At 67.9% G+C, this 19,663-nt stretch carries 21 protein-coding genes; 12 read left to right on the plus strand and 9 right to left on the minus strand.

The window, feature by feature from the left end; translation table 11 throughout:
• Both mnmD and RMO04_RS12570 read right to left on the minus strand, forming a co-directional pair.
• Positions 1 to 1,369: tRNA (5-methylaminomethyl-2-thiouridine)(34)-methyltransferase MnmD (gene mnmD / locus RMO04_RS12565; RefSeq protein ID WP_309645123.1), on the minus strand; the 1,369-nt coding region annotated here is incomplete at its 3' end.
• Positions 1,370 to 1,452: 83 nt separating this feature from the next.
• The gene (locus tag RMO04_RS12570) at positions 1,453 to 1,740 is read right to left on the minus strand and encodes a hypothetical protein (RefSeq protein ID WP_309645124.1); all 288 of its coding nucleotides are present in this window, start codon (positions 1,738 to 1,740) and stop codon (positions 1,453 to 1,455) included.
• 259 nt (positions 1,741 to 1,999) lie between these two features.
• Here RMO04_RS12570 and RMO04_RS12575 point away from each other — a divergent pair, with 259 nt between their 5' ends.
• Entirely contained in the window at positions 2,000 to 2,875 is an 876-nt protein-coding gene (locus tag RMO04_RS12575; RefSeq protein ID WP_309645125.1) for an alpha/beta hydrolase, read from the plus strand.
• Here the strand turns inward: RMO04_RS12575 and RMO04_RS12580 are convergent.
• On the minus strand, positions 2,872 to 3,804 hold the full coding sequence (locus RMO04_RS12580; RefSeq protein ID WP_309645126.1) for a thioesterase family protein: 933 nt from the start codon (positions 3,802 to 3,804) through the stop codon (positions 2,872 to 2,874). The two genes, RMO04_RS12575 and RMO04_RS12580, sit on opposite strands and share 4 nt — an antisense overlap.
• A gap of 123 nt (positions 3,805 to 3,927) precedes the next feature.
• On the opposite strand from RMO04_RS12580, the gene RMO04_RS12585 reads away from it, so the two are divergent.
• Entirely contained in the window at positions 3,928 to 4,758 is an 831-nt protein-coding gene (locus RMO04_RS12585; protein WP_309645127.1) for a cytochrome b/b6 domain-containing protein, read from the plus strand.
• Positions 4,755 to 5,519 carry a molybdopterin-binding protein gene (locus RMO04_RS12590; RefSeq protein ID WP_309645128.1) on the plus strand — a complete coding sequence of 255 codons (765 nt, stop codon included), beginning with the start codon at positions 4,755 to 4,757 and terminating at the stop codon, positions 5,517 to 5,519. Before RMO04_RS12585 ends, RMO04_RS12590 begins: the two co-directional genes overlap by 4 nt.
• Here RMO04_RS12590 and RMO04_RS12595 read toward each other — a convergent pair.
• On the minus strand, positions 5,516 to 6,322 hold the full coding sequence (locus RMO04_RS12595) for a phosphatase PAP2 family protein (protein WP_309645129.1): 807 nt from the start codon (positions 6,320 to 6,322) through the stop codon (positions 5,516 to 5,518). The two genes, RMO04_RS12590 and RMO04_RS12595, sit on opposite strands and share 4 nt — an antisense overlap.
• Before the next feature lie 148 nt (positions 6,323 to 6,470).
• Between RMO04_RS12595 and RMO04_RS12600 the strand changes: the two genes are divergently transcribed.
• The 3 genes from RMO04_RS12600 to RMO04_RS12610 are packed head-to-tail and all read left to right on the plus strand — an operon-like array spanning position 6,471 to position 7,611.
• Positions 6,471 to 6,854 (plus strand): DUF2089 domain-containing protein, encoded by a 384-nt coding sequence (locus RMO04_RS12600; RefSeq protein ID WP_309645130.1) that lies wholly within the window; start codon positions 6,471 to 6,473, stop codon positions 6,852 to 6,854.
• Entirely contained in the window at positions 6,851 to 7,174 is a 324-nt protein-coding gene (locus RMO04_RS12605; protein WP_309645131.1) for a hypothetical protein, read from the plus strand. Before RMO04_RS12600 ends, RMO04_RS12605 begins: the two co-directional genes overlap by 4 nt.
• A gap of 11 nt (positions 7,175 to 7,185) precedes the next feature.
• A complete protein-coding gene (locus RMO04_RS12610) occupies positions 7,186 to 7,611 on the plus strand; it encodes an SHOCT-like domain-containing protein (protein ID WP_309645132.1) in 426 nt (141 codons plus the stop codon).
• Between the two features lie 69 nt (positions 7,612 to 7,680).
• On the opposite strand, the gene RMO04_RS12615 is transcribed toward RMO04_RS12610, so the two are convergent.
• The 3 genes from RMO04_RS12615 to RMO04_RS12625 form a co-directional block, all read right to left on the minus strand.
• On the minus strand, positions 7,681 to 8,745 hold the full coding sequence (locus RMO04_RS12615; protein WP_405041498.1) for a 1,9-bis(guanidino)-5-aza-nonane synthase: 1,065 nt from the start codon (positions 8,743 to 8,745) through the stop codon (positions 7,681 to 7,683).
• Between the two features lie 96 nt (positions 8,746 to 8,841).
• The gene (locus tag RMO04_RS12620) at positions 8,842 to 10,095 is read right to left on the minus strand and encodes a type III PLP-dependent enzyme (protein WP_309645134.1); all 1,254 of its coding nucleotides are present in this window, start codon (positions 10,093 to 10,095) and stop codon (positions 8,842 to 8,844) included.
• 259 nt (positions 10,096 to 10,354) lie between these two features.
• Positions 10,355 to 11,497 carry an acyltransferase gene (locus tag RMO04_RS12625; protein ID WP_309645135.1) on the minus strand — a complete coding sequence of 381 codons (1,143 nt, stop codon included), beginning with the start codon at positions 11,495 to 11,497 and terminating at the stop codon, positions 10,355 to 10,357.
• A 304-nt stretch (positions 11,498 to 11,801) separates the two neighbouring features.
• Here RMO04_RS12625 and phnC point away from each other — a divergent pair, with 304 nt between their 5' ends.
• The 6 genes from phnC (at position 11,802) to RMO04_RS12655 (ending at position 18,177) form a co-directional block, all read left to right on the plus strand.
• Positions 11,802 to 12,596 carry a phosphonate ABC transporter ATP-binding protein gene (phnC, locus tag RMO04_RS12630; protein WP_309645136.1) on the plus strand — a complete coding sequence of 265 codons (795 nt, stop codon included), beginning with the start codon at positions 11,802 to 11,804 and terminating at the stop codon, positions 12,594 to 12,596.
• A complete protein-coding gene (gene phnD, locus RMO04_RS12635) occupies positions 12,593 to 13,612 on the plus strand; it encodes a phosphate/phosphite/phosphonate ABC transporter substrate-binding protein (RefSeq protein ID WP_309645137.1) in 1,020 nt (339 codons plus the stop codon). Before phnC ends, phnD begins: the two co-directional genes overlap by 4 nt.
• A 4-nt stretch (positions 13,613 to 13,616) precedes the next feature.
• Positions 13,617 to 14,426, plus strand: coding sequence for a phosphonate ABC transporter, permease protein PhnE (gene phnE, locus RMO04_RS12640; RefSeq protein ID WP_405041499.1), 810 nt, complete (start codon positions 13,617 to 13,619; stop codon positions 14,424 to 14,426).
• Positions 14,427 to 14,486: 60 nt separating this feature from the next.
• On the plus strand, positions 14,487 to 15,677 hold the full coding sequence (locus RMO04_RS12645; protein WP_309645138.1) for a GNAT family N-acetyltransferase: 1,191 nt from the start codon (positions 14,487 to 14,489) through the stop codon (positions 15,675 to 15,677).
• Between the two features lie 168 nt (positions 15,678 to 15,845).
• The gene (locus tag RMO04_RS12650) at positions 15,846 to 17,060 is read left to right on the plus strand and encodes a porin (protein WP_309645139.1); all 1,215 of its coding nucleotides are present in this window, start codon (positions 15,846 to 15,848) and stop codon (positions 17,058 to 17,060) included.
• A 115-nt stretch (positions 17,061 to 17,175) separates the two neighbouring features.
• On the plus strand, positions 17,176 to 18,177 hold the full coding sequence (locus tag RMO04_RS12655; RefSeq protein ID WP_309645143.1) for a substrate-binding domain-containing protein: 1,002 nt from the start codon (positions 17,176 to 17,178) through the stop codon (positions 18,175 to 18,177).
• Between the two features lie 82 nt (positions 18,178 to 18,259).
• On the opposite strand, the gene RMO04_RS12660 is transcribed toward RMO04_RS12655, so the two are convergent.
• Positions 18,260 to 18,772, minus strand: coding sequence for a putative immunity protein (locus RMO04_RS12660; protein WP_309645140.1), 513 nt, complete (start codon positions 18,770 to 18,772; stop codon positions 18,260 to 18,262).
• A gap of 36 nt (positions 18,773 to 18,808) precedes the next feature.
• The coding region (locus RMO04_RS12665) for a glycosyltransferase family 1 protein (protein ID WP_309645141.1) at positions 18,809 to 19,663 on the minus strand (855 nt) is incomplete at its 5' end.

The following is a 19,663-nucleotide window of genomic DNA, read 5'->3' on the forward strand; positions in this document are numbered from 1 at the left end:
GCGTGGTCTCTCCGCCCTGCGTCCAGCTCGCCTGGCCGCGCACGGATCTCAGCGGCATGTCGGGCCACAGGGCCACGCTGCCTTGGCCGGCGGCCAGGATCACCGCCTCGGCCAAGGCGATCACCGCCCCCGCCGCGTCCAACATCGCCCAGACGCCGTCACCAGGCTCCACGCGTGCGACGTCGGCGGCCAGGACAGGCCCAGACCAGTCGGCCAGGATCATGCCCGGTTCGACCACCAGGGCGGCACGCAGGTCGAGGGCTTGCGGCGCCGGCTCGCCCAGCCGCGCGGTGGTCTGCGCGGCGTCGATCGGGGTCAGCGCGCCAGGCTCGAACAGGCCGCTGGCCGCGATCCGCGCGAAGCGCTCGGGGTCGCGGTCGCCAGCCGCCAGCTGCAGGACGCCGCGGGCGATCACGCTGTCGGCCTCGTACAGCCCCACGGCGCGATTGAAGGCCTGGGCCGCCAGCCTGGCGACCGGGCCCAGTCCTGCATCCAGGCGTGGGGTGACCAGGGCGGCCGGATTGCCGGACGCCCCCGGCGTCCCGCCCGCGATCAGCAGGGGCGCGCAGCCCAGGGCCCGCAGGGCCCGCGCCGCGCTGACCCCGGCGATACCCGCCCCGATCACGGCGACTCGTAGGGGCGGGGCCTGCGCGCGCGGCGAACCGGACAGACTGGCTTCCAGACGTTCGCGCTTGCGGCCATGCCCCGGCCGCTTCTCGATGGCGAAGCCCGCGGCCTGCAGCCCCCGCCGCACGGCGCCGGCCACGGTGAAGGTCGCTGCCCGGGCGTCCGGCGCGGAGCGTTCCGCCGCCAGGGCCAGCAGCTCGTCGCGCCACATGTCGGGGTTCAGCGCTGGAGAGAAGCCATCCAGGAACCAGGCGTCGGCCTGGCCGCTCCAGGCGCGTAGGGCAGGCTCAGCCTCCATCACCGCCAGGTCGAGGGTGGCGTTGAAGGCGGGGAGGTCGACGCGATGGAAACCTCGGGCCTGGCCTGGCCAGGCGGCGAGCAGAACCTGGGCGATCTCGGCCAGTTCAGGCCAGGCGGCGAGCGCGCGCGCCGCCTCGTCGGCCGACAGCGGATGGGCCTCGACGCTGAAGATGTGCAGATGGGCGTCGGCCGGCCCGGCCGCGCGCCAGAGGTCCAACAGGGCCAGGATGTTGAGGCCGGTGCCAAAGCCCAGCTCGGCCACCGTGAACCGCCGCCGGCCGGCCCACGCGTCCGGCAGTCCGCAGCCGGTCAGGAAGACCGCTCGGCTCTCGGCCAGGCCGTCCTGCGTCGAGAAATAGATGTCGCCGTACAGCCGCGAGCGGGGCTGTCCGTCATCGGTCCAGATGAGGGGGGCCCCAACGATAGGGGATTGGCTGGTCATCTCGCCGGACTATAGGCGCAAAAGAAAAGGGCCGCCCCGAAGGGCGGCCCTCAACTCTTCGAACGCGAGTGCGTTCGAATAACTTACTTGGCGGCCGGAGCTTCGGCGGCCGGAGCAGCCGGAGCCATGGCGGCGTCGGCGGCCGGAGCGGCGGCGGCGTCGGCGGCCTTGGTCGCGTCGGCGGCAGCGTCCGTAGCGGTCGCGGCGGCGTCGGCAGCCGTGTCGGCGGCGGCGGCGGCGGTCGAGGCTTCGGCGGTGGCTTCAGCGGCGGCGGCGTCGGCCTTTTCAGCCGGCTTGCCGCAGGCGGCGACGGAGAGGGCGGCGACGGCGGCGCCGGCGACGAGCAGCTTGCGAAGGATTTCGGTGGTCATGGTCCCTGGGTCCCCTGGAAACGGAGGTTAGAGCGTCATACGAAGGTACCCTGATAGGGAACGTCGCGTACGCAGGTCAGGAATATGCCGCGCTTCGCGCAGAGGGCAAGGCTTTAATTCACGCCCTCGTGATCACTTTTGATCTCTCGTCGACTTCCGTGACGAAAACCGGGGTATTTGCTGGGGTTGACGCGATGACGCCGGACCAGGGCTCCAAGTGCGTGACGTGGTGTTTAGGCGGGTCGGCGGAGGGATTTGCATGGATCTGGCGGTAAGTGACGCCGCGCGCGCACGGTTGATCGATCTGCCGGGCCGAGGCGGCGCGATGGCGGGATTCGAAATCGGCCCCTCCGATCGCCCTATCGACATCGTCTTCGTCCACGCCAACGGGTTCAACGCCGCCACCTATCGCAGCATTCTGGCGCCGCTGGGCGACAGCCTGCGGGTCCTGGCGGTCGATCAGCGCGGTCATGGACGCTCCACCCTGCCCGCCGAATCAGAGGGGCGCGGTTCCTGGTACGATCTGCGCGACGACCTTCTGGCCCTCCTCGCTACCCTCGATCTGCGCGACATGATCCTGTCCGGCCACTCCATGGGCGGCGCCGCCGGCGTGCTGGCCCAGGCCCTGGCGCCGGAGCGGGTCAAGAGCCTCGTCCTGTTCGACCCGGTGGTGATTCCCCCGACCAGCGGGGCCGACGTCGCCACCACCTCGCCCCTGGTCGCCGGCGCCCTGCGCCGCCGCGCGGTGTTCCCCGGCCGCGAAGCGGTGATCGCCGCCTATTCCGGCCGCGGCGCCTTCGCGACCTGGACGCCGCGGATGCTGGCCGACTACGTGGCGGAGGGCTTCGTCGATCGTCCGGACGGCCAGGTGGAGCTCGCCTGCGCGCCGGCCTGGGAGGCCTCCAACTTCACCTCGCACCAGCACGACACCCTGGGCGCCTTCGAGGCGGCCCGGGTTCCCATCCGCATCCTGCGGGCGGAACACGCCTCCACCTGCCGCGATCATCCGCGCTTGGCGGCCCTTGAGGCGGCGGGGCGTATCGCGATGGAGACCATTGCCGGGACAAGCCACTTCCTGCCCATGGAGCGTCCCGACCTCGTCCAGGCGGCCTTGCGAGCGGCGGCGGAAAGCTAGAGGGCGAGCCCCGGCGTCAACCGGGCCTGGAAGTTCGCCTGGGCCTGGAGGCCGATGTCCACGACCTTGCGCCTGTCCAGGTCGAAGGCGATGGCGATGGCTTCGGAGGTCACCCAGGGCTTGCCGGTGAGCGGGTCGAGCATCCAGTGGACCGCGCGGCGGGTGCGCGGGGTGCTCTCGGCGATTCCCGAGCGCAGCTCGACCCGGTCGCCGGCCTTGGGCCAATCCAGATAGATCACGCGGTATTCCAGCACCGCCCCGCCGACGCGCGGCGGCGGCTCTCCGGGAACCGGGTCCGGCCCTGGACGGTCCTCGCCGAACAGCCGCGCGACCCCGTCGGACACCCGCCCGATGAACCGCTCAGCGCTCATGCGTCCAAACACGTCGCATTCCGAAGGGCTGACAAGGCCTAGGCCGATACGCGGCAGGTTCAACGCGTCGGCCCGCGCCAGGCTCGCGCTCGGCGTCACCGTGTCGAGGTGGACGCTACGGGCCGCGGCGTGAGGCGGGACCGCCGTCCTGAGGGCGTCGGCCAGGTCACGGATGCGCTGGGGCCAGGGGAAGGGCCGCAGGTCGCCGACCGTGGCGTGATCCACCCGGAGCTGGAACGTGGCCGCCGGCTCGCCAGCAGCGCTGTGAAGGACGATCAACAGGCGCGCGTCGCTCTCGCCGATCTCGACCACCCCGCCGGTGGCGTACAGCCAGACCCCCGCGCGGGCCTCGCGCAGGAAGCGCATGTGCATCTCGCGGATCGCCAGGGTCGCCTGGCCGTGGGCGGCGAAGGCGTGCGGCATGCCCAGGTTCGCGGCCAGACCCCCCAGGGCCTCCAGCGCCTTGGCCACCCAGAACCGGACGTTCAGGTGCCCCATCTCGTCGCATTCCCAGGTGTTGACGCCGCCGCTCCAGACCTCGACGCCTTGGTTCGTCACGTGAATTTCCCCTGCTTTCGCGGCGCGACCTTACGGACGCTTCGGCCTGGGCGCCAGCATCCGCGTGGCGATGGCGCCCGTACATCAGCTGTGGCAAGCTTCACCTTCGCCAGGAACAATTCCATGTCCGATCCCACGCCCGCCCAGGTGCTCGTCTATCGGCATGCGGTGGTCACTCGGGTCACCCACTGGATCAACCTGTTGGCCCTGATCGTGCTGCTGCTGAGCGGCCTGCAGATCTTCAACGCCCATCCAGCACTCTACTGGGGTGATGTCTCGCGCTTCGCCGAGCCCTGGGCGGCGATGCAGGCCAAGGACGTGGACGGTGCGCGGGTCGGCGTCACCAAGGTCGGAAGCCTCGCCTTCGAGACCACGGGCCTGTTCGGCCTGTCGGGCAAGCCGCAGGCGATGGAGGCGCGGGGCTTCCCGGCCTGGGCCACCTTGCCAACCTATCGCGACCTTGGTGCGGGCCGGCGCTGGCACTTCTTCTTCGCCTGGCTCTTCGTGCTGAATGGCCTGGTCTACCTCACCGGAAATCTGGTGAACGGCCATCTGAAACGCGACCTGCTGCCCGACCGCGACCAGCTCAAGCCGCGCCACCTCTGGCATGAGATCGCCGACCACGCCCGCCTGCGTTTCCCGAAGGGCGAGGAAGCGCGGCGCTACAATGCCCTGCAGAAGCTGACCTATCTCGCGGTGATCTTCCTGCTGCTCCCAGCCATGGTGCTGACCGGCCTCTCCATGTCGCCCGGCATGAACGCCGCCCTCCCCTGGCTGCCCGAGCTGTTCGGCGGACGCCAGTCGGCGCGAACCCTGCACTTCATATCCGCCGGCCTGATCGTCGCCTTCGTGGCGGTGCATGTGCTGATGGTGCTGGTCTCAGGGCCGATCAACAGCCTGAAGTCCATGATCACTGGGCGCTTCGCCATCCGCAACGAGGGAGCCTCGTCATGACGGTCTCGCGACGCAACGGCCTCCTGCTCGGCGCCGCCGGCCTGCTGCTGGGCGCATGCGACAAGCTCAGCATGAACCCCGGGGTCCAGCGCGGACTGTCGGCGGCCGAGGGCCTGACCCGCCGGGTCCAGCGGCTGGTCATCGACCGCAACGCCCTGGCCCAGGAATTCACCCCGGCCGAGATCTCGCCCGACTTCCGGGCCAACGGCTCAATCGGCCCGTCCGACCCCGACTACCGCGCCCTGGTGAAGGGGGGCTTCACCGATTGGCGGCTGGCCGTCGACGGCCTGGTCGAGCGGCCCCTGTCGCTGAGCCTCGACGAGCTGCGCGCTCAACCCGCCCGCACCCAGATCACCCGGCACGACTGCGTCGAGGGCTGGTCGTCGATCGGCAAGTGGACCGGCGCCAAGCTTGGTCCGCTGCTGGACCGCGCCGGCCTGAAGCCGGAGGCCCGCTACCTGGTCTTCCACTGCGCCGACACGCTCGACCCCAACGCCACCGACGGGGCCAACAAGTACTATGAGAGCATCGACCTGGTCGACGCCTACCACCCCCAGACCATCCTGGCCTACGCCATGAACGACCGCGCGCTGCCCGTGAAGCACGGGGCGCCCTGCCGGGTGCGGATCGAGCGCCAGCTCGGCTACAAGCACGCCAAGTACCTGATGCGCATCGAGGCGGTGGCCGACTATGCCGGCTTCGGCCGCGGCAAGGGCGGCTTCTGGGAAGACCGCGGCTACGAGTGGTACGCGGGAATCTAGTAGGCGGCCTTCGACACCAGCTCCGTCTCCACCAGACAGGTCGCCGGCTTGGCGGCCGCGGCGGCGCGCAGGGCGCTCACCTCGGCGCGGGCGGCTTCCAGGTCGGCGCGGAACCGCGGATCGCCGTGCAGGGTGGCGACGAGGGCGCCGCCATTGGTGCGGCCGGCATCCACGGCGCTGGGCGAATGGACCCCGCAGACCACCCGGCTCTCGCCGAAGGCCCGCGCGCGCGACAGGATGGCCGTCGCCCGATCCGGCGCGATCTCGGCCAGGATCAGGCCGATGCTCCAGCCCCAGGTCGCGTGGCCCGACGGGTAGTCGGGGCTGGCGGCCAGGCTGTCGGACTTGGGCACGCAGATATTGCCCTCGTCGATCAGGTAGGGGCGTTTGCGCTTGAACACGTCCTTGACCGCGGCGACCTGACGACCGGCGTCCAGGCCGACCCGGCTCAGCATCGCCGTCAGCTTCGGCGCGTTCTGGGGGGTCATCTCGACGCCGATCGCGCAACTGAAGTTCTTGAGCATGGCCTGGGGCAGGGTGGGGACGTCGTTGGTCGCCAGCGCCCAGCGCGGCGATCCCTCCAGCGCCCGGGTCGCCTTGAACACCGCCTGGTCCTGGGCCTCGCGCGGCGAACCGGTCGCCGGCGCCTGGGGCAGGATCTTGGCCGCGTCAGGCCAGGTCTGGGGCGTGAGATAGCCCATGGGCAGGGCGGGCGGCGGGGGCGCGGCGGCCTGTTGCGCGACCGCCATTCCGGCGGCGGCCAAGGCCACGGCCAACGCCGCGCCCATCAATCTGCGATCCATGATCCCTCCCGGATTCCATGGGCGCGATCATGCGCGGACGCGGGGGCGGTTCAAGCGGCTTGCCGCAGCCAACTGAAAATATTCGATTCAGAGCTTGAGAAATTAAATATCTTGAGTTTATGATTGAGAAATTCAATCCGGACCCCGCATGTCGACCTCGAAACCGCACCACGACTGGCAGGCGCTCACCGATCTGACCCAGGGCAAGGCCTTCGTGGTCGAGCGGGTGCGGCTCGTGGAATCGGGCGTGGCCATCGAGGGCGGCTTCGAGCCGCCGCAGCTCGCCAAACTGTCGGCCGAGGATCAGGTGTTCGTCGCCGCCTTCCTGAAGAGCCATGGCTCGATCAAGGAGATGGAAGCTGTGTTCGGCGTCTCCTACCCCACCATCAAGGCGCGGCTGAACCGCATCGCCGGCGCCCTGGAGCTGGTCGAGATCGACGTGCGACCGTCGCGCGCCGACGTGCTTGAGCGCCTGAGCCGGGGCGAGATCGACGCCGAGGCCGCCATCGCTGAGCTGGAGGGACATCCATGAGCGGAACCCCGATCCGGGCGCTGGCCGAGATCCAGGCCCGCGCGGCGCGGACGTCGCGATACCAGCGCCGCGTGCACCATGAGCGCCCGCGTCCCGCCGAGCGGCCGGTGATCCGGCTATGGCTGCCGCTGACGGCCCTGTTCCTGCTCCTGTCGCCCTTCGCCTTTCTGCTGCTGATCGTGGCCGTCTTCGTGCCCTGGCCGCGCGGCGTCAGTCCGCTGGACGCTGTCCTGACCGTGGGGCGCGTCCTGATGTCGCTCGGGGGAACCGAGATCGACGTACAAGCTCCGGACGCTCTCGTCCGGCTCAAGATCGTTTAGGAGACGCCGCCATGAGCGAAGACCGCCGCTCGATCCTGCAGATGCTCAGCGAGGGCAAGGTCACGCCTGACGAGGCCGAACGTCTGTTGGCCGCGCTGGAGCGGGGCCAGGCGTCCAGACCGGGGCCAGCCGCCGCCGCGCGGCCACGGGTTCTGAAGTACCTGCGCGTGGTGGTCGACACCGACGAGCCCGGCGACGGACCGACCAAGGTCAATATCCGCGTGCCGATGAACCTGTTGCGGGCCGGGGTGCGGCTCTCCAGCATCATTCCGCCGGAGGCGCGAGACAAGGTCAACGCCGCCATGGCCCGGAACGGCGTGCCGTTCGACCTGAACCATTTGAAGCCCGAGAATTTCGAAGAGTTGGTCGAGCAGCTCGACGATCTGACGGTCGACGTCGATCAGGAGCGCACCAAGGTCAGGATCTTCTGCGAGTAGCGACGCCTCCCCGTCGCCGAACTCGGCCGTCGCCCCTGGGATTGGGGCGACGGCCGTCTTTTTCGGACCTCAGGCGGCGGTCTTGTCGAACAGCTTGGCCCAACGGGGCTTGGTGCGGTTCTTCCACGATCCGCGATGGAAGGCGTCGGAGGCGATCAGCGGCACCACGGTGGTGGCCTCGGCGAACACCATCTGTTCCCAGGTGACGTCGACCTTGCCCCAGGAGCAGGCTTCCTTGAGCGTCGAGGACGAGCAGGCGCCGTCGCGCACGTCGGCCACGGTGATCTGCACCGCGTACTTATGCATCTCGGCCTCGTGGCCCAGGATCTCGGCGCAGACCACGGTGTCCTGGGCGAAGTTCTTGGGCACGCCGCCGCCGACCATGAACAGGCCCGTGGTGCCGGCCGCCAGCTTGATGTCGGTCAGCTCGCGGAAGTCGGCCACGGCGTCGATGGTCAGGTAGGGCTTCTTCGCCTTCATCCGCTCCACCTGATGCTTGACCAGGCCGAAGCCCGCCGAGCTGTCGACAAAGGCCGGGCAGAAGATCGGCACGCCTTCGCGATAGGCGGTCTCGATCAGCGAGTCCGGCTTCTTGGCGTTGCCCGCCGCCAGCCACTTGCCCATCTCGTAGATGAACTCGCGGCTCGAATAAGGGCGCGGCTCCAGCAGCTCGCAGATCTCATAGATCGTGCCGTCGCAGTTCTGGAGCTCTTCCTCGTCGATATAGGTGTCGTAGATGCGGTCGATATAGAGGTCGCGCAGGTCGCGGTCGTCGACGTTGGACTGGGCCTGGTAGTGCTTGAAGCCCAGGGCCTCGAAGAAATCCATGTCGACGATGGAGGCGCCGGTGGCGACGATCGTGTCGATCATCCCGTACTTCACCATGTCGCGGTAGATGTGCATGCAGCCGCCGGCGCTGGTCGAACCCGCGAGCGTCAGCCAGGTCGAGCAGTCCTTGTCCTCCAGCGACATCGACCAGATGTCGGCGGCGCGCGCCGTGTCGCGGCTGGTGAAGCTCATCTTGCGCATGGCGTCGATGATCGGGCGGGCGTCGTACTGGTCGATCGCCACGTGCTCGACGGTGTTGGCCAGCAGTTCGGCCTTGCGGTTCGTCTTCTGAACGTCAGCGTTCATTCTCTGCATCCTTTGAGAGTTTGAGCGCCCGTCCAAAAAATAGGGCGCGACCGGGACGGAGCGACCGGCCGCGCCAATAACGCACTCAGCGGGGTTTTATCTCCGCCGACGCTTCTTGCCGCGCGCACGCGACAGCTTCACGACGTTCTGGTTCTCCTGCTTGGGCAGGGGGATCGAGCGCCGAGCCAGGCCGTACATGGAGGCCATGGGCGCGTCTTCCGACTCCGCGATCTCGGCGTCGCCGAAACCGTTGAACCGGGTGTTCATCGCCACGCCATAGGCGCCCAGCATGCCGATCTCGATGTAGTCGCCCTCGCGGACGTCTTCCGGCAGCCAGAACGGGCCCGGCATGTGGTCCAGGGAGTCGCAGGTCGGCCCCCAGAACTTGAAGGGCTTCAGGTTGCCTTCGACCTCGCGGGCCACGCCGTCCTCGTTGCGCAGCAGCTTGACCGGGAAGGGCCACTTGGCGTGCGCGGCGTCGAACAGCGAGCCGTAGGACCCGTCGTTCAGGTACAGCGCCTCGCCCTTGCGAAGTTCGACCTTGGTGACGATCGACGAGCCTTCCGCCACTAGAGCCCGGCCCGGCTCGCACCACAGCTCGGTCGTCTCATGGACCATCATCTCGGCGAAGCCGCGGTCGATGGAGTCCACGTAGTCGGCGAGCGCCGGCGGCACCATGCCCGGATAGACCGAGGGGAAGCCGCCGCCCACATCGACCACGTCGGCGAACACGCCGGCCCGGACGAGCGCGCGGGAGGCCTGCGTCATCGCGGCCTGGTAGGCCGTCGGACGCATGCACTGGCTGCCCACATGGAAGGAGACGCCCATCAGGTCCTGAGTCGCGCGCCGCGTGGCCAGCAGCAGGGCCGGCGCCTCGTGGGCGTCGACGCCGAACTTGCCGGACAGCGAATAGGCCGCGCCCTCGGCGGCCACCGCGAGGCGGACGATGAGGTTCAGGTCCTTGGCCTCGCCGGTCGCCTCGACGATCTTGGCCAACTCCTCGTGGGTATCCAGCGAGAAGGTGCGAACGCCGTGATCGAAATAAGCGGCCGAGATCGCCGCGCGGCTCTTGACCGGGTGCATGAACGCCATGCGGGAACCCGGCGCATGCTGCGCCACGAGCTCGATCTCCGGGATCGAGGCTACGTCGAAGGAGGTGACGCCGTTGGCGGCCAAGGTCTCGATGACCCAAGGCGAAGGGTTCGCCTTAACCGCGTAGAAGACGTCGCCGCGAAAATTCGTCTGGAACCAGCGCGCCGCTGCGGCCACCGCGTCCGGTCGCGCTATTGCGACAGGACGTTCCGGGGACCGCTGACGGACCAGGTCCAGGGGCGTATGGTACGTGTGCAATTCACGTAACCCCCATTGGCAGTTGAACCTAGCCGGCGTTAGCAGCGCTTTTCAGGACATCGGGTCCGCCGGAGCGGTGCGAAATAGGGGCGATGCACCTCGATGTAAAGCGGTTTATTCCCGTGAGAGAAAATCGTCACCAAACCTTGGCCCCGTCAGGGGTTGCGTGGGGGCGCGATTCCACCTTTTCCACAGCCGTTTTTGGGCGTCTTTCGAACTCGTCACGGCCGCGACGGGCGGCGCATTGGCGCGCGGTGTCTCAGGTCGCCTTAACGCCCCGCGCCCAGTTGCTGAACGCCTGCAGCGGCGGCGCCTTCGCCTTGATGGAGATCCAGACCTCCTCCAGCGTCTTGAGGTGGACCCGCCATCCCAGCGCCGGCTTCTCAACCAGGTGCCAGGACGCCGCGGCGAAGACGATGCTCAGCGGAACGCAGATGAGGATGTTCCAGTACCACTCCCTCGCCCAGGGCGCGGCCGACATGACGGCCTGCTGAATGACGTAGCTGTAGAGAAACACCCCGTAGGAATAGTCCGCGCCGCTCAGGAACCCAACCTTCCTCGGGTTCAGCAGGCCGAGGTAGACAGTGAGATAGGCGACCGGAACCGGAAGGAAATAGTCGCCATAGGGAATGTGGATCAGTGCGACGGCGGCTACGGCCGACACGGCGCAGAGGCCAAGACTGAAGCGGATTTTCTCGCGGTATAGATAGATCATCGCCCCGGCCAGGAAGCACAGGACCAGGCATTTTCCGTAGATCGGTCCGCTGTTGCGCTCGATTGCGCCGCCATCCTGAATGAACTGATGGACGATGAGCACGCCCGCGGTCACGGCGATCCCGAAGACGATCGTCAACCTGCGGCGCACGACCCCCATCGCAGCGAACATGGAAAGCAGGATGTAGCATTCCAGCTCGAACGGAACCGTCCAGAGCTGGCCGTTCACGACACCCGGGTTTGGATTGTTCTCAAAGACCCCCGGAAGGTAGTAGCGAATGTCCCCAATCAGGTTGCGGAAGTACCGCAGAAAGAGCGGGTCGGTGACGTAGGCGCCCAGGGCGTAGGACGTCAGAAGCGGACCAAGGATCAACGCCGACAGAATGACTTCCACGCCCAGCGCGGGGAAAATCCTGATGGCCCGGAGGCCCAGGAACATGACCAGCGTCTTTGTTCGCTCGAGACTTCCCGCCACGAGGAAGCCGCTCAAGGCGAAGAACATCGGCAGGATGATGGCGACGACGGAACGGAACGGCCCGGACAGGATGACGAACTGAGCTTCATGTCCGTAGCAGGTCGCGACGCTGTGCCAGCACACAACGGCCAATGCGAGCACGATCCGCATGTAGTCGAAGCCGCTGGACCGACCCCCAGTAGCTTCGATTTGGTCGGCCAACGTTTTGTGCATGGACGCCCCCCAGCGTACTTCTGCCTGTCACTTCGCCAGGCGCCTCGGTGACTGAGGCTGTTCTAGCGATCGGTGCTGTTAACCATAATTTAGGAGATACCCGACTGGAAACCGTGTTCGCCTCGCAGGCGTTTTTGTCGGTGGATTGTTTGTGGATAAGACATGGGGGCCATTCGCCAGCCCCGTTCACAGCAAGCCGCTCTGGACCGCATGCCAGCGGCCATGTCATGAAGCCGTCGCAGGGGTCGGCGATGACAGCCAGTCCGACGTCTGAGTGCGCCGTTCCGGGGAAGCCTCGCCATCCATGACTGACGCCGCGGTTTTGTCCGTGCGGAAGGCCTCCAAGAGCTTCGGCTCTCGCCGCGCCCTGGACTCTGTTTCCCTCAACGTGAGCAAGGGCGAGATGATCGCCCTGATCGGCCCGTCCGGTTCGGGCAAGTCCACGCTGCTGCGCTCGATCAGTGGCCTGCAGACCATCGACCAGGGCGAGGGGCGGATCGACGCCTTCGGCCAGATGGTGCAGTCGGAGGGCAAGATCTCGCCCAAGGTGCGCGAGGCGCGCATCCGCATCGGCTTCATCTTCCAGCAGTTCAACCTGGTGGGTCGCCTGACCCTGTTCTCGAATGTGGCCCTGGGCTCGCTCGGCCGCATCCCCTTCGCGCGCGGCCTGTTCGGCGCCTGGCCCAAGGAGACCCAGGGCGCGGTCATGGCCGCCCTGGCGCGGGTCGGCGTCGCCGAATACGCGGCCCAGCGCGCCAACACCCTGTCCGGCGGCCAGCAGCAGCGCGGCGCCATAGCCCGCGCCCTGGTCCAGAAGGCCAAGATCATCCTGGCCGACGAGCCGGTGGCCTCCCTCGACCCCGTGTCGGCCCGCAAGGTGATGGACATCCTGCGCGACCTGAACCGGGTCGATGGCCTGACCGTTGTGGTCACCCTGCACCAGGTGGACTACGCCTTGCGCTACTGTGATCGGGTGGTGGCGCTGAAGGCCGGCAAGGTCGTCTATGACGGCCCTGCCTCCGGCCTGGACAAGCCCCGGCTGATCGACATCTACGGCCCGGAATTCGAAGACGTCTTCTGGGAAGGAGCCCCCAAATGATCGACCGCCGTCTCCTCCTCGCCAGCGGCCTTGCGAGTCTCGGCCTCTCGGCCTGCGGCAAGCAGGAGGCGCCGGCGTCCGGCGCCGAGCCCGCCGTGATCAATTTCTCGATCCTTGCGACCGAGAACTCCACCAGCATGGCGACCTTCTGGACGCCGATCCTGGCCGACATGGAAAAGTCGATCGGCATCCCGGTGAAGCCGTTCTTCGCCTCCAACTACACCGCCCTGATCGAGGCCCTGCGCTTCAAGCAGGTGGACGCGGGATGGTTCTCCAACCTGTCGGGCCTGGAGGCCGTGCGCCGCGCCAATGGCGAGGTATTCGCCCGGACCTTCGATCCGTCCAATATCGACGGCTACAAGTCGGTGATCATCGTGCCGGCCAACAGCAAGACCACGCTGGAAGACGTGCTGAGGTGCGACAAGTCGCTGTCGTTCGGCATCGGCGACGCCAAATCGACCTCAGGCACCCTGGCGCCGATGACCTACCTCTTCGCGCCGCGCAACATCGACCCGGCCAAGTGCTTCAGGGCGGTCAAGGCGGCGAACCACCAGGCCAACCTGTTCTCGGTGGCCAAGGGCGTGCTGGACGTGGCGACCAACAACTCCACCGCCATCCGCCTCCAACGCGAGCGCGGCTCGCCCGTCGCCGATCAGGTGCGGGTGATCTGGGAAAGCCCCAAGCTGCCCGAAGACCCGATCATCTGGCGCAGCGACCTCGATCCGGCGGTGAAGGAGAAGCTGCGTCGCTTCTTCCTGACCTACGCCCAGGGCGAGGGCGCCGAGCCCGAGCGCCAGCGCAAGCTCTTGAACGCGCTCTCCATCGGCGGCTTCAAGCCCGCCGACGCCACGCACCTGTTGCCGGTGCAGGAGATGGAGGCCACCGAGGCCCTCCTGGAGGCCCGCAACAAGGGCGATCGCGCGAAGATGGAGCAGGCCCAGAAGTCGCTGGACGCCATCAAGGCTGAACGCGCCGCGATCGAGGCCAAGACCGGCCAACCCGCGGCGGCGCTTTAGCATCGTGACCGTCACCGCGCCTACGCCCGACCTGCTGAAACCCCCGGTGCGGCCCATCGGCCAGCGCGTGTTCGACATCCTGCTCTGGGGCGGCATCGCCACCATGCTGGTGGTCGGCTTCGGGCCGGTCGAGATGGAGAAGCTGCCGCTTCTCTTCCAGAACTCCGAGAACATGCGCCAGTTCGGTCGCGAGTTCATCCGCCCCGACTTCAGCGACTGGCAGCTTCTGGTCACCCAGATGTGGGTCACCGTCCAGATCGCCTTGTGGGGCACCGCCATCGCCGTGATCCTGGCCATCCCGTTGGGATTGCTGGGCGCGCGCAACGTCACGCCAAGCTACATCCAGATGCCGGTGCGCCGGGTCATGGACGCCCTTCGCTCCATTCCCGACCTGGTGATCGGCACGATGTTCATCGTCGCCGTGGGCCTAGGCCCCTTCGCCGGGGTCATGGCGCTGGCGCTCAACACCGGCGGGGTGCTGGGCAAGCTGTTCTCCGAAGCCGTGGAATCCATCGACAAGGGCCCGGTCGAGGGCGTCCGCGCCACCGGCGCCGCGCCCCTCCAGGAGATCGTCTGGGGCGTGATCCCGCAGGTGGCCCCGCTTTGGACCTCCTATGCGCTCTACAGGTTCGAATCCAACAGCCGCTCGGCCACGGTGCTCGGCCTGATCGGCGCGGGCGGCATCGGCCAGATCCTGTTCGACAGCCTCAACAGCTTCTCCTATGGCCGGGTGGCGGCGATCTCCATCGTCATCGTGGTGGCTGTCAGCATTATCGATCTGCTGTCGCAGACCATACGCTCAAGGTTGCTCTAGAACGGGTCGTTTACCCCAAGGCCGTATCAAGGCGGCGCGTGGGGTGGAGATCTGGACACAATGTCCACGGATATCCTGGTCGAGACCGGTAGGGCGTCGGCGCTGAGCGCCGAGGCGCGCGACCTATGGCGCGGCTTCCGCGACGCCGATCCGGCTTTGAGCAGCCCCTATTTCGACCTGCGCTACACCCTGGCGGCCGGCGGCCACGCGCCCGGAGTCGAGGTCGCGACGATCTCACGGCGAGCCGAGATCATCGGCTTCCTGCCGTTCCAGCGCCGGGGCGCGCTGATCCAGCCTATCGCCGCCCCGCTCACCGATTATCACGGCGTTGTGGCCGCCCCGGGCGCCGACATCGACCTGAAGACCGTGGTCGCCGCCCTGGGCGCGCGCCGGTTCAGCTTCAGCGGGTTGGTCGGCGCGCCGCCCGTCCAGTCCGACACGACCGCGCTCAGCGCCATGGTCGCCGATCTGTCTCAGGGCGTGGACGCCTATCTGGCGCGGCGTCCCAGCGCGGTGCTGAAGGACAAGCGCCGGCGCGCGCGCCGGCTGGCCGAGGACCACGGGGCGCTCGAGTTTTCCCTCACCGCCGACGTTGACGAGGCCCTGGCGCTGGTCTTCCGGCTGAAGCGCAGGCAGATGCGTCGCACCGGTCAGCACGATGTCCTGGCCGGGCCCTGGACCCGCGGCTTTCTCCGGCGCCTGGCGGCCTCGAGCGACCCCGACTTCGGCCTGCGCCTGGCGACCCTGCGCGCCGGCGGCACGATCGTCGCCGCGGAGGTGGGGCTACGCTCCGGCGACGTCTATCACCTGTGGCTTCCGGTCTACGAACCCGCCTACGCCCGCTATTCCCCCGGCGCCCTGATGACCCTGGAGACCGTGCGCGCCGCCGCCGCCCAGGGGGTGCGTCTGGTCGACTTCGGTCCGGCCCGCGAGACCTACAAGGGCGACTTCGCCGATCCGGGCCAACCGGTGCATGAGGGCGACCTGACCGTTGGGGGATTTGTCGAGTCCGCCCGCAACACCACCCGGCGCGCCCTGGCCGGAGCGCCCACCATCCTGGAAGCCCTCGACGCCGCCAGCCGCCGCCTCGATCGGCGCTGGGACCGCATCACGGCCTGCGAGCCCCGCATCGAGGGACGGATGGGCGCGGCCTCGCTAAGCCTTGCCGACATCGCCAGGCGGCGTCCCAAGACGTCGATCGGCCTCGGGCTGGGGCTGGGTCTCGGCGTCGCCGGCCTGCTGGCCGACTGACCTCGATCCGACGGCGGAGCGTTTCAGGCGCCGTCACAAATCTGCAATCAGACCTTCACGCTTGCGCCGCACAACCGTCACGCAAACTTGGCGGAACCGTCACGGGACCTCGTTAAGCCGCGCCTAGCCTCAGATGGCTACGGGGATAGCTCTACAAGGATCCTAATAATGACCATCAAAACCTCGCTTTGCGCCGGGGCGGCGCTCGGCGTGTTCCTGCTCGGCGCGACCGCCGTGCAAGCCCAAGACACCACGACCTCCTGGAAGGGCGCGCCGCTCTTCACCAACGACACCCTGACCTTCAAGGTTCGTGGACGGGTCTACGAGGACTTCGTGTCCCAAGACGTCGATCGCCAGACCGGCGCCGATTTCGAAGCCAATGTCACCCGCCTGCGCACCGCGCGCCTGGGCGTCGAGGGCACCTGGAACGCCAACTGGGCCTACAAGGCCGAAGCCTCGATCTCGTCCGGCGGCGGCGTCACCGCTTGGGAAGATCTGATCCTGGAATACAAGCCCAACGACAACCTCTCGATCATGGCCGGCAACTTCAAGACCGTCGCCTTCGAGAACATCTCGTCGTCGCGCTACATCACCATGATGGAACGCGGGCCGTATAACGACGTCCTCGACGTCGGACGGGTGATGAACGTTCAGGTGAAGGCCAACGGCGAAAACTGGACCGCCGCCGTCGCCATCTCGGGCGACTCCCTCAACAACGCCGACCCCACCGCCACCGCCACCGGCGGCAGCGAGACCGTGGGCGTCAACGGCCGCGTCACGTTCGTGCCGATCAACACCGACACCACCAAGGTCCACCTTGGCGCCTGGGCTCGCGTCCGCGACCGTCAAGACCAAGCCAACTTCACCTATCAGGCCCGCAACAACACCAACTACGGCGCCCGCTACGTGACCACCGGCGCGGTCGGGGTCTCCGACAAGATGATCGGCCTGGAAGGGCTGTTCATTCAGGGGCCGTTCTCGGTCCAGGGCGAATGGGCGAAGGCCGACGTCGACCGTCTGGCCAATCTCTCCAGCGACTTCACCACCTACTATGTCTCGGCCTCGTGGTTCGTGACCGGCGAAATTCGCAACCTGGACGTCAAGAAGGGCGAACTGGGCCGCACGCGCATCCTGAACCCGATGACCTCCGGCGGCCTTGGCGCGCTGGAACTGGCGGTCCGCTACGACAATGTTGATCTGACCGAGTTCAACATCGCGGCGACGGCTGGCGAGTACAAGGCCTGGACCTTGGGCGCCACCTGGTACCCGCACCCCTATGTCCGCTTCATGGCCAACTACACGAAGTCGGAGAACGACAACGCGGCCGTCGGCGCCGATGTCGACGTCGACACCCTGCAGTTCCGCGCTCAGTTCGACTTCTAAGCATCCCCGCGGGGCGATCTTTCGGGATCGCCCCGCTCCCTCTTCGAAAGAGAGACATCCCGTGAAAAAGCTTCTGGCTAAGAAAGAGCTTCTGGGCTGCGTCGCCGCCGCCGCGATGCTCGCCACCAGCGCGCCGGCCTTCGCCGCGCGCGACTATGTCTGGGCCGCCGGTTCCTCGACCGTCTTCCCGTTCGCCACCCGCGTGGCCGAGAACTTCGCCCGCAAGACCGGCAACAAGGCTCCCAAGGTCGAGAGCCTGGGCACCGGCGGCGGAATCAAGCTGTTCTGCTCGGGCGTGGGCGACGCCTTCCCCGACATCGCCAACGCCTCGCGCCCGATGAAGAAGTCGGAATTCGACGCCTGCGCCGCCAAGGGCGTCAAGGACATCGTCCAGATCAAGATCGGCTTCGACGGCATCGTCGTGGCGGTGGACAAGGACGGCGCCGACTACGCCTTCAAGACCGAGCACCTCTACCTCGGCCTGGCCGCCAACGTGCTGCGCGGCGGCAAGTTCGTGAAGAACCCCTACACGACCTGGGATGAGATCGGCACCGGCCTGCCCGGCAACCGCATCAACGTCTACGGCCCGCCGCCGACCTCCGGCACGCGCGACGCCTTCATTGAACTGGCCATCGAAGCCGGCGCCCGGAAGTTCCCGACCGCCGACGAACTGCGCTCGAACAACGAGAAGAAGTTCAAGGAAATGGTCGATCCGCTCCGCAAGGACGGCTGGGTCGACGCCGGCGAGAACGACAACGCCATCGTCGGCACCCTGACCAAGACCCCGGGCGCCGTTGGCGTCTTCGGCTGGTCCTTCCTGGAAGAGAACGGCGACAAGATCAAAGGCGCTTCGGTCAACGGCGTTCGCCCGTCGGCCGGCACCATCGCCGACGGCTCCTACCCGCTGGCGCGCTCGCTCTTCATCTATGTGAAGAAGAGCCACATCGGCGTGACCAAGGGTCTGCAGGAGTACCTGAACGAGTTCGTGTCCGATGCGGCCACGGGTCGTGGCGGGTATCTGCAAAGCCGGGGCCTGATCCCGCTGCCCGCCGGCCAGCACGCCGGCCAGCAGGCCGCCGCTGCGAAACTGGCGCCGATGGCGCGCCCGACCAGCTGAGTTCGACGCACCGCTCGAGGAGAGCAGGAAACGCCGCGGCCCTCGGGTCGCGGCGTTTTCTTTTGCCGAGCGCGGGCTAGGCTCAGGCTCGCAACTGGCCGTCCAGCGACCTGAGAAGCTCGGTGAAACGGCTGCGTCCTTGGCCGACGGCCGGCAGTCGCGCCACAACGTCTCGAACGGACGGAGGCGCGAGACTCGCGGCCCAGCGGAGCTGCTGTCCGGCTATGTCCGCGTCGTCGCCCGCCTCAATTTCCAGGGCAAGCGCCTGATGAACCGCCGCACCGAGGATGTGCTTGATCTGGTGCGGGGTGACGATGGGATGCAGGTAGGCCGCCGCCGCGGCGTGGCTGGCGGCCCATGCGGCATTGGCCGCGGCCGCGGCCTTCACCTCGCGGCCAGCCGCGTACGCCGCCCATGCTGTCGCGCGCAGGGCCCTGGTGCGGCGCTTGCCCGCCGCGAAGGCCTCGGCCTCGGCGATGGCCTCCCGGGGGCGAAGATCGTCTGGGGAGGCGGCCTCGAAGATCGGCAGCACCCGTCGCGCGCATAGGGCGGCGTAGAGTGTGATCGCCCGGAGCTCATCCTCCCCGAGCCGCATCTCGATTCTGACGCCCTGGCGCACCTGGAGCCAAGGTCAGGCCGTGGCCTCCACCCGCCGGCGCCGCACACGGGTCAGCCTGCGCAGGCGCCGCCAGAAGCGGGTCTTTTCCGGTTCCGGATAGGGCTGGAGGTTCTTCACGAAGTCTTCCGCGCACGCCTTCCAGGAGAAGCCCTCGGCGAAGCCGCGCACCACGGCCTTGTCCAGCTTGAGCGCCTCCAGGCAGGCCTCGCGCAGGCCCTCCGTGGCGCTGTGGGCCAGTATGCCCGCGCCGGAGCCGGGCAGGATGTCGATGGGGCCGGGCGCCGGATAGGCCGCCACCGGCACCCCGGCGGCCATGGCCTCGAGGATCACCAGGCCGAAGGTGTCGGTGAGCGAGGGGAAGACGAAGACGTCGGCGCAGGAGAAATGGGCGGCCAGGTCCGCGCCGAACTTGGCGCCGGTGAACACCGCCTTGGGATAACGCTCGATCAGCTCCTCGCGCTGCGGGCCGTCGCCGACCACCACCTTGGTTCCCGGCAGGTCGAGCCCCAGGAAGGCCTCGATGTTCTTCTCCACCGCCACCCGTCCGACCGACAGGAAGATCGGCCGCGGTAGGCCCGCGAAGACGTCGGGCTCCTCGGGGCGCTTGGGGTGGAACATCTCGGTGTCCACGCCGCGCGACCAGACCGAGATATTGCCGAAGCCGTGACGTTCCAGCTCGTCCTTCATGGTCGGCGTGGTGACCATCATCCGGCCCGACGGCTTGTGGAACCACTTCATGTAGGCGTAGCCGGCGGCCAGCGGTAAAGGCAGCCGCGCCGAGACATATTCCGGGAACCGCGTGTGATAGCTGGTGGTGAAGGGCAGCTTCCATTCCACGCAGATGCGCCGCGCCGCCAGGCCCAGCGG

The organism is Phenylobacterium sp. (assembly GCF_031412415.1).
Classification (GTDB): domain Bacteria; phylum Pseudomonadota; class Alphaproteobacteria; order Caulobacterales; family Caulobacteraceae; genus Phenylobacterium.

Bases quoted from the DNA above. Each gene is read 5' to 3' on its own strand.
- RMO04_RS12575 (WP_309645125.1), top strand. From the start codon at position 2,000: ATGGATCTGGCGGTAAGTGACGCCGCGCGCGCACGGTTGATCGATCTG.
- RMO04_RS12585 (WP_309645127.1), top strand. From the start codon at position 3,928: ATGTCCGATCCCACGCCCGCCCAGGTGCTCGTCTATCGGCATGCGGTG.
- RMO04_RS12590 (WP_309645128.1), top strand. From the start codon at position 4,755: ATGACGGTCTCGCGACGCAACGGCCTCCTGCTCGGCGCCGCCGGCCTG.
- RMO04_RS12595 (WP_309645129.1), bottom strand. From the start codon at position 6,322: ATGGATCGCAGATTGATGGGCGCGGCGTTGGCCGTGGCCTTGGCCGCC.
- RMO04_RS12615 (WP_405041498.1), bottom strand. From the start codon at position 8,745: ATGAACGCTGACGTTCAGAAGACGAACCGCAAGGCCGAACTGCTGGCC.
- phnD (WP_309645137.1), top strand. From the start codon at position 12,593: ATGATCGACCGCCGTCTCCTCCTCGCCAGCGGCCTTGCGAGTCTCGGC.
- RMO04_RS12605 (WP_309645131.1), top strand. From the start codon at position 6,851: ATGAGCGGAACCCCGATCCGGGCGCTGGCCGAGATCCAGGCCCGCGCG.
- RMO04_RS12600 (WP_309645130.1), top strand. From the start codon at position 6,471: ATGTCGACCTCGAAACCGCACCACGACTGGCAGGCGCTCACCGATCTG.
- RMO04_RS12570 (WP_309645124.1), bottom strand. From the start codon at position 1,740: ATGACCACCGAAATCCTTCGCAAGCTGCTCGTCGCCGGCGCCGCCGTC.
- phnC (WP_309645136.1), top strand. From the start codon at position 11,802: ATGACTGACGCCGCGGTTTTGTCCGTGCGGAAGGCCTCCAAGAGCTTC.
- RMO04_RS12645 (WP_309645138.1), top strand. From the start codon at position 14,487: ATGTCCACGGATATCCTGGTCGAGACCGGTAGGGCGTCGGCGCTGAGC.
- RMO04_RS12660 (WP_309645140.1), bottom strand. From the start codon at position 18,772: ATGCGGCTCGGGGAGGATGAGCTCCGGGCGATCACACTCTACGCCGCC.
- RMO04_RS12650 (WP_309645139.1), top strand. From the start codon at position 15,846: ATGACCATCAAAACCTCGCTTTGCGCCGGGGCGGCGCTCGGCGTGTTC.
- RMO04_RS12655 (WP_309645143.1), top strand. From the start codon at position 17,176: ATGCTCGCCACCAGCGCGCCGGCCTTCGCCGCGCGCGACTATGTCTGG.
- RMO04_RS12625 (WP_309645135.1), bottom strand. From the start codon at position 11,497: ATGCACAAAACGTTGGCCGACCAAATCGAAGCTACTGGGGGTCGGTCC.
- RMO04_RS12610 (WP_309645132.1), top strand. From the start codon at position 7,186: ATGAGCGAAGACCGCCGCTCGATCCTGCAGATGCTCAGCGAGGGCAAG.